We start from the raw sequence: 9,400 nt of genomic DNA, 5'->3' as shown, positions 1-9,400 counted from the left end.
CACTCCGCGGTCTCTTCCGGATCACGATCAGGCAACTGGGCAGTCAACCCACTAAGGATGTGTGAGGTCTCTTCTCCTGCAGCCACGTCCAACCTCTCTTCATTGAATGTCTGGGCGCTTGCTCTGTGGGGGCGCTCATTGAATTTCGTATTGTGAGAATAAAATTCTGCAATTCGAGATTACGCACGCCTGCTGGGCAGCGTCAATACGGATTGCGGGACCGCTACAGTCAACTCCTGTCTGACGAGCCAATCAACAGAATGTGACCCGTCATACAGTTCAACCCTTGACGTGACGTGACCTGAGTCATAGAGTTCTTTCACTATTCAATAACTTGTTTTCATAATGTGGAAACAGTACGAAGTGGAGATCCACGATGCAGACGACTTCATCAGTCGGCGTCACTGGGACTCCGGAAGAAGATGAGCACCAAGGTGGGCACCACCTGCTTTCCGTAGGAAATACGGAACTCTGTGCCATCGCTTCCGAAGCCTCAGGCCGTACCATCAGCCCCAGCCTCTACAACATTGACCTCGCCCCCACCAAGGCCAAAGGCCGAAAGTGGACCAGTTACAGCATCTTTACCCTCTGGGCCAACGACGTCCACAGCCTGGGTAACTATGCCTTTGCCATCGGCCTGTTCTCGCTGGGGCTGGGCGGTTGGCAGATCCTGGTTGCCTTGGGCATCGGGGCTGTGTTGCTCTTTGCCCTCCTGAACTTCTCCGGTTTCATGGGCCAGAAGACGGGTGTTCCGTTCCCCGTCATGAGCCGCATCAGCTTTGGCATCCGTGGCGCCCAGATCGCCAGCCTGGTCCGTGGCGCCGTCGCTGTCGCCTGGTTCGGTATCCAGACGTACCTTGCCTCCGTGGTGCTGCGCGTCCTGCTGGTTGCCATCGCGCCGGGCCTCAAGGACCTGGACAGCAACTCCATCCTGGGTCTTTCCACCCTCGGCTGGTTCTCCTTTGTTGCCTTGTGGATCGTCCAGTTGGTCATCGTGAGCTTCGGCATGGAAATGATCCGTAAGTACGAGGCCTTCGCAGGACCCATCATCCTTGTCACTATGGCCGCCATCGCTGTGTGGGTCTTCATCGAAGCAGGCGGGGCCATCCAGTGGTCCGGCATCAAGGGCCTCGAAGGTACTGAGATGTGGCTGACCATCTTTGCCGGCGGTGCCCTCTGGGTCTCCATCTACGGCACGTTCGTCCTGAACTTCTGCGACTTCACGCGGTCCTCCACGTCCAAGAAGTCCATCGTCAAGGGCAACTTCTGGGGCATTCCCATCAACATGCTGGTCTTCGGCGCCATCGTCGTGATCATGGCCGGCGGGCAGTACAAGATCAATGGCACGGTCATCGAGAGCCCTTCGGACATTGTCCAGAGCATTCCGAACACGCTCCTGCTGGTCCTGGCCTGCCTTGCCCTGCTGATCCTGACCATTGCCGTGAACCTGATGGCGAACTTCGTGGCTCCGGTCTACGCGCTGACCAACCTGTTCCCGCGGCACCTGAACTTCCGCAGGGCTGCCTGGGTCAGCGGCACCATCGGCTTGGTCATCCTGCCCTGGAACCTGTACAACAACCCGATTGTCATCGTGTACTTCCTGGGTGGCCTCGGCGCCCTGCTCGGCCCGCTGTTCGGCGTGGTCATGGCCGACTACTGGCTGATCCGCCGCGGCAAGGTCAACGTCCCAGAGCTGTATACCGAGGATCCGAAGGCCGCCTACTTCTACAAGCGCGGCGTCAACCCCAGGGCGATCGTCGCAATGATCCCTGCAGCCGCCATCGCGCTGGCCATTGCGTTCATTCCAGGCCTCGCGGCCGTTGCGCCCTTCGCTTGGTTCATCGGAGCCGGCGTCGCCGCGCTCACGTACTTCGCTGTGGCTGACAAGAAGCAGCAGCACGAGGACGTCTCCGGCGAGCCGATCGCCGTCGCCAGCACCCACTAAAGCATCAGCAAAGGTGATGCCCGCCCTCCCGGCCTCCGAATCCCTGCGGACGCCGGCGAGGGCGGGCATAGCCATTGAGAGGAAACCATGCGCATCCTGGTCGCAAACGTGAACACCACCCAGTCCATGACCGATTCCATTGCAGCCCAGGCACGGGCCGCCGCCGCGCCAGGCACGGAAATCATCGGCATCACCCCGCGCTTCGGCGCTGATTCCTGCGAAGGAAATTTCGAAAGCTACCTGGCTGCCATCGCCGTCATGGACGCCGTGGTCAATTATCCGGAGCCGTTCGACGCCGTCATCCAGGCAGGTTACGGCGAACACGGCCGGGAGGGTCTCCAGGAACTCCTCGATGTCCCGGTGGTGGACATCACCGAGGCCGCCGCCAGCACAGCGATGTTCCTTGGCCACAAGTACTCCGTGGTGACTACCCTTGACCGGGCCGTTCCGCTGATCGAGGACCGCCTCAAGCTGGCCGGACTCGATGCCCGTTGCGCGTCGGTGCGGGCCAGCGGCATGGCCGTGCTGGAACTCGAAGAACACCCGGACCGCGCCGTGGAGGCAATCGTCGGCCAGGCCGAGGAAGCCGTCAGCAAGGACCACGCCGAAGTGATCGTCCTGGGCTGCGGTGGCATGGCCGGACTGGATGACCAGATCCGCCAGCGTACCGGCGTTCCCGTGGTGGATGGCGTCGCCTCGGCCGTCACCATCGCCGAGTCCCTCGTCCGCCTGGGCCTCTCCACGTCCAAGGTCCGCACCTACGCGGCGCCGCGCACCAAGACTGTCATAGGCTGGCCGATAACCACGGCAAACCAGCCCGCCGCACGCTAAGGCAACTCCCCGAAAGGCAACCACATGACTGACTCAAGCCTGCCCGCAGACCCCAGGGTCGCCGTCGTGACCGGGGCCGGCTCGGGCATCGGGAGGGCGGTTGCCCGGCTCATGCTCGCCGAGGGGTATCGCGTGGCGCTGGCCGGACGACGTGAGGCGCAGTTGCTGGAGACGGCGGATGGTCACCCCGAGGCGCTTGCGGTTCCGTGCGATGTCACAGTGCCCGACGACGTCGCCCGCCTTTTCGGTGCGGTGCGCCAGCGCTGGGGCCGGGTGGATGTCCTCTTCAACAATGCAGGCATCTTCGGGCCGGCCGGTGACGTGGGGGACCTGGACGTGGCGGAGTGGGAAGCCACGCTGAGAGTCAACGTGACCGGTTCCATGCTGTGTGCCGCCGAGGCCGTCCGGACCATGAAGGCCCAGTCGCCGCAAGGTGGACGGATCATCAACAACGGATCCATCTCCGCGCACTCGCCGCGGCCCAGGTCTGTTGCCTACACGGTGACCAAGCATGCGATGAGCGGGCTGACCAAGAGCATCGAGCTGGACGGCCGCGAGTTCGGGATTACGTGCGGGCAGATCGATATCGGCAACACCCGCACCGAAATCATGGACACCATTGGCGTTGGATCGGGTGCGCTGCAGGCCGACGGGTCACGCAAGGTGGAGCCGATGTTCCCGGTGGACGACGCCGCCCGGGCCGTACTCCTCATGGCCAACATGCCGGCGTCGGCCAGCGTGGGATCCCTGGTAGTGACTGCGGCGGGAATGCCCTTCGTAGGCCGCGGCTAGGGGACCTGCCCACCCCTGGCCACCTGCCGCCCCGGCAACCCGCCTCAGCGCCCCAGCCCCCCCGTCTGCGGCCCGCCCCGTGCCGCCACGACCAACTTTGCCGCCGCCGAGCCCCCGAATCGCCGTATTTCCCGGCGATTCGGGGGCTTTCCCACGTCAAAGAAGGTCGCGGAGGCACGCCATCCTTGGCATACCAAACCAATCATGACTTCCATATTATGGAAAAGCTTTTTCCCCTTGCGGAATGATGTGAGCAGGATTACATTGAAAAACATCCCCCGAAAATGAGGGGCTGTTCCCAAACTGATTGGTTCAGATCAATGAAGATCCCAGACTCTGCGGCGCTGAAGGCGAGTTCGGCCCCGCGGAAGAAGAAGCCACTGTATAAGTCGCTCTTCTTCCAAATTCTGATCGCCGTCGTCGCAGGTGTACTCATCGGCCACTTTTGGCCGACCATCGGGTCCACCCTCCGGCCGTTGGGCGATGGATTCATTCAACTCATCAAGATGATCATCGCCCCGCTGATCTTCCTCGTGATCGTCACGGGCATCTCAGCGGTCGGCGACGTCAAGGCGGTCGGACGAGTCGGGGTCAAAGCGCTCCTCTATTTCACCGGCGCTACCCTCTTCGCCCTGGTCTTCGGGCTCATCGTGGCCAACATCGTCCAGCCCGGTGCCGGGCTGAACATCGATCCGGCAACCCTTTCCCAGGATGCCCTCAACGCCAAGACCGGCAACGCGCCGCCCAAGGACGCCGCAGCGTTCATCCTCGATGTGATTCCCACCAGCGTGATCGGTGCCTTCGCCAACAACAGCCTGCTTCAGGTGCTGTTCTTCTCGGTCTTCTTCGGCGCAGCCATCGTGGTGATTGGCCGTGAGCGCTGCATGCCCGTCATCAGCCTCATGGAAACCGTGCTGGAACTGATCTTCAAGATCATGTCCTGGATCATGAAGGTTGCCCCGATCGGTGCCTTCGGCGCCATGGCCTTCATCATCGGCCAATACGGGCTCGGTACGCTCAGCACCTATGCACTCCTGATCGCCGCCTGCTACGGGGCCGCCATCGTCTTCATCGGGCTGCTGTTCCTGGTGGCGTGGGGCTTCGCGCGCGTTCCGCTGTGGAGCTTCCTCAAGTACACCCGCGAAGAATTCCTGCTGGCACTCGGCACCGCCTCCACCGAGGCCGTCATGCCGCGCATCATGACCAAGCTGACCAACGCCGGCTGCTCCCGTGCCACAACAGGCCTGGTGGTCCCTACGGGCTACTCCTTCAACCTGGACGGCGCAGCGATCTACCTGTCCATCTCCCTGCTCTTCCTCGCGCAGGCCTTCGGCCACAACCTGGACCTCGGCCAGCAGTTGGCCGCGCTCGGTGTGTTGCTCCTGACCTCCAAGGGCATGGCCGGTGTTCCGGGCTCATCGTTCCTTGCCCTCTCGGCTACCGCTACCGCGCTGGGCATCTTCCCGGTTGCCGGCGTCGCGCTCCTGCTGGGCGCCGACCGCCTCATGGACTCCATGCGGGTGGTGGTCAACCTGCTGGGCAACTGCGTGGCCACGTTCGTGGTGGCCAAGTGGGAAGGCCAGTTCGACCGCAGCGTCATGCTCCGCGCCTTCAAGGGTGAAATCACCAACGAGGACTCCGCCATCATGCTCGGCAAGGAAGATGTGTATGAAGAGCAGGAACTCGAGCGCATCAGCGGAGGCCAGAACCCGTCGCCAAAGTTCCGCGGTGGCCCCACCAAGGACAACATCCCGCAGTTCGAGATGAGCAAGAAGGGCCAGGCTGAAACCCCGGTCTGCCCGGACTGACCCTGGTTCACCGAAAACACTGACGGACCGGCTGCCGGCGACCCCTCCACAAAAGGGGCGTCGGCCGCCGTCGTTAACGGCAGTTACAAGGGGAGCAGCGCAGAGAGGTCGGCCCGTAGCCCGGAGGCAGCCACCCGGCCGGCCGCTACTGCGTCTGCCCACGAAATCCGTCCGGTCACCAGCTCAAGCCAGGTGGCGCCGTCGGTCTCGATGACGTTCGGGGGAGTGCCGCGCGTGTGCCGCGGACCCTCCACGCATTGCGTCACGCCGAACGGTGGCACGCGGACCTCCACGGAATTGCCCGGCGCGCGGGCGGTGACTTCCTCCAGGGCGTAGCGGACCGCCGTCGCAATGGTTGAGCGCGACGGCGGGGTGGCACCTTCCGCAGGTCCGGAACCGTCGGAGGGCCCGACGGCGGTTTTCCAGGCTTCCAGCGCGGCGCGGCCCTCCTGGATGTCGATGCGGCGTCGTGCAACTGCCATGGTGAAAACTCTCTCCTCTGTCTGACTGGCTGACGGATTTAGTCGCGTTAGCCGAGCATGGCGGACACAGCGTGACCCAAACGGATTTTTCCCACTTGCCGTCCGCCGCCAAGCACAGGTTCCACGACGCGCTCCAGGACGTTGGACACGGCAGGAATATCCACGGCGCCGCTGACTGCCAGGAGTGTGAGCCCTATCAATGACGTGGCGCGGAGGTTGCCATCCAGCACTTTGACGGCAACCGTGGCGCCCGTTGGGGTTGCCAGGACCAGCACGCCTTCCGCGCCGATCTTGGCAAGCACCTCCAACTCTTCCATGACGATCGTGTTGGCCTCGCCCCTGCCCTGCACGGCCCACGGGTAGTCCAGCATGGAGGTGGCGATCGTGGCGGCGCGGGCGTTGGACGCAGGGTCGCCGGGTGCCTTCGCCAGACGGGAGTAGGCCCGGGCCAGGCCCGTCAGGGAGATCGCTGCCACGGGAGCTCCGCAGCCGTCGATGCCCAAGTGGGAGATGGCCTCGCCGCTGTACTCCTCAATCACGGAGCGGACTCGTTGCTGCAGGGGGTGGTTTGGCTCAAGGTAGCTGCGCAGGTCCCAGCTGTTCTCCACGCAAGCCCACAGGAAGGCCGCGTGCTTGCCGGAACAGTTGAACGCGAGCTTTGACTGTCCGCGCTCGGAGCGGACCAGCCAGTTCCGGGCCGTCTCGTCCTGCGGCCAGGCAGTTGGGCATTGGAGTTGGTCCACGCGGAGACCGGCGGCCTTGAGCATGCCCTCCACCACGTCCATATGGTCCAGGGAACCGGTGTGGCTGCCGCAAGCGACGGCCACCTGGGCGCCCCGCAGCGGAACGCCGGCCTGCATGGCGGCCAGTGCCTGGAAGGGTTTGAGGGTGGAGCGGGCCATGATGGGTGCGTCGATGTCGCCGAGGCTCGTGACCACGTTGCCGTCGCCGGACAGGACCACCGCTGCGCCGATATGCCGTGACTCGATGAAACCACTGCGTTCGATCACTGCAAGTTCGACGGCGGACTCAACAGTAAACGTTTCATGGGAACTCAGTGGCATGTGCCAAGTCTAGGGCGCTGGGCGGGTTCATCCCGTTCCGCCCATCGACACACCTTAGGACTCGCCCGGCTTCACAAAGTACCCTTGAGGACTGTGAAGGTACTCGTCATTGGCCCAGGCGGCCGCGAACACGCCATTGTCCGCTCTCTGCTTGAAGACCCGAACGTTTCCGAGGTCCACGCGGCACCCGGCAACGCGGGCATCAGCAAACTGGTCCCCACGCACGCAATCGACGGGAACAACCCGGAAGCCGTCGCTGCCCTCGCCACCAAGTTGGCCGTGGACCTGGTGGTTGTCGGTCCGGAAGCTCCCTTGGCCGCGGGCGTCTCGGATGCCGTGCGCGCAGCTGGTATTCCAGTCTTCGGCCCCAGCAAGGAAGCCGCGCAGCTCGAAGCCTCCAAGGCGTTCGCCAAGCAGATCATGGCGGAAGCCGGAGTCCCCACTGCGATGGCCCGCGTGGCAGAGAACGCCGAGGAAGCGGCCGATGCCCTGGATACCTTCGGCGCTCCGTATGTTGTGAAGGACGATGGCCTCGCAGCAGGCAAGGGCGTTGTGGTCACCAAGGACCGTGCTGAGGCCCTGGCCCACGCGCAGGCTTGCTTCGACGCCGGCGGAACCGTGGTGATCGAGGAATTCCTGGACGGCCCGGAAGTTTCCCTGTTCGTCCTCTGCGACGGCCGCACCACCGTGCCGCTGTCCCCGGCGCAGGACTTCAAGCGCATCTTCGACAACGACGAGGGCCCCAACACCGGTGGCATGGGTGCTTACACTCCGCTGGAGTGGGCTCCGGAAGGCTTGGTCCAGGAAGTCATCGACCGCGTGGCGCAGCCCACCGTTGACGAGATGGCCCGCCGCGGCACCCCGTTTGTCGGTGTCCTCTACTGTGGCTTGGCCCTGACCTCCCGTGGTACCCGTGTGATCGAGTTCAACGCACGCTTCGGCGACCCGGAAACGCAGGCTGTCCTGGCCCGCCTCAAGACGCCGCTCGGTGCGCTTCTCCTGGCAGCCGCCAAGGGCGAACTGGACACGGCAGAAGAGCTGCGCTGGTCCAAGGACACGGCTGTCGCCGTCGTCGTTGCCGCCGAAAACTACCCGGACACTCCCCGCACGGGTGACCGCATCCGCGGCCTGAAGAAGGTTGACGAGCTGGATGGCGTCCACGTAGTCCACGCCGGCACCAAGCTGGATGACGAAGGCAAGGTTGTCTCCGCCGGTGGCCGCGTCCTCGCGGTGGTCGCGCTCGGTTCCGATCTGGTTGAGGCGCGCGAAAAAGCGTACGACGGCGTGGAGCTGGTTCAGCTGGAAGGCTCGCAGTTCCGCACGGATATTGCAGGCAAGGCCGCACGCGGCGAAATCCGGGTGCCGTACACGGCTACCGGCACCATCCCGAAAGTACAGGCCTGAGCATGACTGAATCCCTTCCCACCGGCGGTTTCGAAACCGAGGCGCTGCAGCTTCCGGGCTGGACGCACGTCTATTCCGGCAAGGTGCGCGACCTCTACGTTCCGGCCGACGAATCCATTACCGAGAAGTTCGGCCAGGATTGCGTCCTGGTGGTAGCCAGCGACCGCATCAGCGCCTACGACCACGTGCTGAGCAGCGAAATCCCGGACAAAGGACGCATCCTCACGCAGCTGAGCCTGTGGTGGTTCGAGCAGTTGGACGTGGAGCACCACGTCCTCGCTTCCACTGTTGAGGGTGGCGTTCCGGCCGAGGTTGAGGGCCGGGCCATGATCTGCAAGAAGCTGGATATGTTCCCGGTGGAATGCATCGCCCGCGGGTACCTGACGGGTTCGGGCCTGGCCGAATACAAGGTGTCACGGACCGTCTGCGAGATTCCCTTGCCCGAGGGACTCGTTGACGGCTCGCGCCTGGAGGCCGCGCTGTTCACGCCGTCCGCCAAGGCCGAGGTGGGCGAACACGACGAGAACATCACCTACGACGACGTCGTGGCGATGGTTGGGGACGACATCGCCGCGCGCCTGAGTGAGCTCACGCTGAAGATCTACACCCGCGCCGAGGAGATCGCCCGCGAACGCGGCATCATCCTTGCGGACACCAAGGTGGAATTCGGCATCGACGCAGGCACCGGCATCATCACGCTCGGTGACGAGGTCCTGACCCCGGATTCTTCGCGGTTCTGGGATGCGTCCACGTATGCGCCGGGCAAGTCGCAGCCTTCCTACGACAAGCAGTACGTCCGCGACTGGCTGACGTCCGCCGAGTCGGGCTGGGACAAGGCCTCGGACACTCCGCCGCCGGCTCTTCCCGCGGACGTCGTGGAGCGCACGCGTGCACGCTACGTGGAGGCTTACGAGAAACTCACGGGCCGCACCTTCGCGTAACCCCCGCCCAACTGACTGGCAGTAGTTGTTGTTTTGAGAGGGCGGTTTCTAGCGGTTATCGCAACAGGAAGGTTCTGATCATCTCATTTGGGGTGCAGAAGTCGAATCGTTGGCGGGGTCTGTCGTTGAGTTC

At 63.8% G+C, this 9,400-nt stretch carries 8 protein-coding genes; 6 read left to right on the top strand and 2 right to left on the bottom strand.

Features of this window, described 5'->3' with window-relative positions:
• The first annotated feature begins 376 nt into the window (after positions 1–376).
• From ACIPY3_RS22905 to ACIPY3_RS22890, 4 genes are all read left to right on the top strand, one after another.
• Complete coding sequence (locus ACIPY3_RS22905) at positions 377–1,945, top strand: NCS1 family nucleobase:cation symporter-1 (RefSeq protein ID WP_400337805.1); 1,569 nt, start codon at positions 377–379, stop codon at positions 1,943–1,945.
• Positions 1,946–2,032: 87 nt separating this feature from the next.
• On the top strand, positions 2,033–2,776 hold the full coding sequence (locus ACIPY3_RS22900) for an aspartate/glutamate racemase family protein (protein ID WP_400337802.1): 744 nt from the start codon (positions 2,033–2,035) through the stop codon (positions 2,774–2,776).
• A gap of 24 nt (positions 2,777–2,800) precedes the next feature.
• On the top strand, positions 2,801–3,568 hold the full coding sequence (locus tag ACIPY3_RS22895) for an SDR family oxidoreductase (RefSeq protein WP_400337800.1): 768 nt from the start codon (positions 2,801–2,803) through the stop codon (positions 3,566–3,568).
• Between the two features lie 320 nt (positions 3,569–3,888).
• Positions 3,889–5,376: a cation:dicarboxylate symporter family transporter gene (locus tag ACIPY3_RS22890; protein WP_400337798.1), complete on the top strand. Its 1,488-nt coding sequence runs from the start codon at positions 3,889–3,891 to the stop codon at positions 5,374–5,376.
• A gap of 83 nt (positions 5,377–5,459) precedes the next feature.
• Here ACIPY3_RS22890 and ACIPY3_RS22885 read toward each other — a convergent pair whose 3' ends face one another.
• Positions 5,460–5,858, bottom strand: a complete 399-nt coding sequence (locus tag ACIPY3_RS22885) for a sterol carrier family protein (RefSeq protein ID WP_400337795.1) — start codon at positions 5,856–5,858, stop codon at positions 5,460–5,462.
• Between the two features lie 47 nt (positions 5,859–5,905).
• On the bottom strand, positions 5,906–6,922 hold the full coding sequence (locus tag ACIPY3_RS22880) for an asparaginase (protein WP_400337793.1): 1,017 nt from the start codon (positions 6,920–6,922) through the stop codon (positions 5,906–5,908).
• Positions 6,923–7,015: 93 nt separating this feature from the next.
• Between ACIPY3_RS22880 and purD the strand changes: the two genes are divergently transcribed.
• Together purD and ACIPY3_RS22870 are read left to right on the top strand one after the other, a co-directional pair.
• The gene (gene purD / locus ACIPY3_RS22875; protein ID WP_400337808.1) at positions 7,016–8,326 is read left to right on the top strand and encodes a phosphoribosylamine--glycine ligase; all 1,311 of its coding nucleotides are present in this window, start codon (positions 7,016–7,018) and stop codon (positions 8,324–8,326) included.
• A 2-nt stretch (positions 8,327–8,328) separates the two neighbouring features.
• Entirely contained in the window at positions 8,329–9,267 is a 939-nt protein-coding gene (locus ACIPY3_RS22870) for a phosphoribosylaminoimidazolesuccinocarboxamide synthase (RefSeq protein WP_400337790.1), read from the top strand.
• The last annotated feature ends 133 nt before the right edge of the window (positions 9,268–9,400 follow it).

The sequence above is a fragment of the Paenarthrobacter sp. NPDC089714 genome (assembly GCF_044748905.1).
In the GTDB taxonomy this organism is placed as follows: domain Bacteria; phylum Actinomycetota; class Actinomycetes; order Actinomycetales; family Micrococcaceae; genus Arthrobacter.
Note: the sequence above shows the minus strand (reverse complement) of the source record. Positions and strands in the feature narration are given on the sequence as shown.

What these genes read in the sequence shown, in the direction of transcription:
- ACIPY3_RS22905 (WP_400337805.1), top strand. Translation starts at nt 377, where the DNA reads ATGCAGACGACTTCATCAGTCGGCGTCACTGGGACTCCGGAAGAAGAT.
- ACIPY3_RS22900 (WP_400337802.1), top strand. Translation starts at nt 2,033, where the DNA reads ATGCGCATCCTGGTCGCAAACGTGAACACCACCCAGTCCATGACCGAT.
- ACIPY3_RS22895 (WP_400337800.1), top strand. Translation starts at nt 2,801, where the DNA reads ATGACTGACTCAAGCCTGCCCGCAGACCCCAGGGTCGCCGTCGTGACC.
- ACIPY3_RS22890 (WP_400337798.1), top strand. Translation starts at nt 3,889, where the DNA reads ATGAAGATCCCAGACTCTGCGGCGCTGAAGGCGAGTTCGGCCCCGCGG.
- ACIPY3_RS22885 (WP_400337795.1), bottom strand. Translation starts at nt 5,858, where the DNA reads ATGGCAGTTGCACGACGCCGCATCGACATCCAGGAGGGCCGCGCCGCG.
- ACIPY3_RS22880 (WP_400337793.1), bottom strand. Translation starts at nt 6,922, where the DNA reads ATGCCACTGAGTTCCCATGAAACGTTTACTGTTGAGTCCGCCGTCGAA.
- ACIPY3_RS22870 (WP_400337790.1), top strand. Translation starts at nt 8,329, where the DNA reads ATGACTGAATCCCTTCCCACCGGCGGTTTCGAAACCGAGGCGCTGCAG.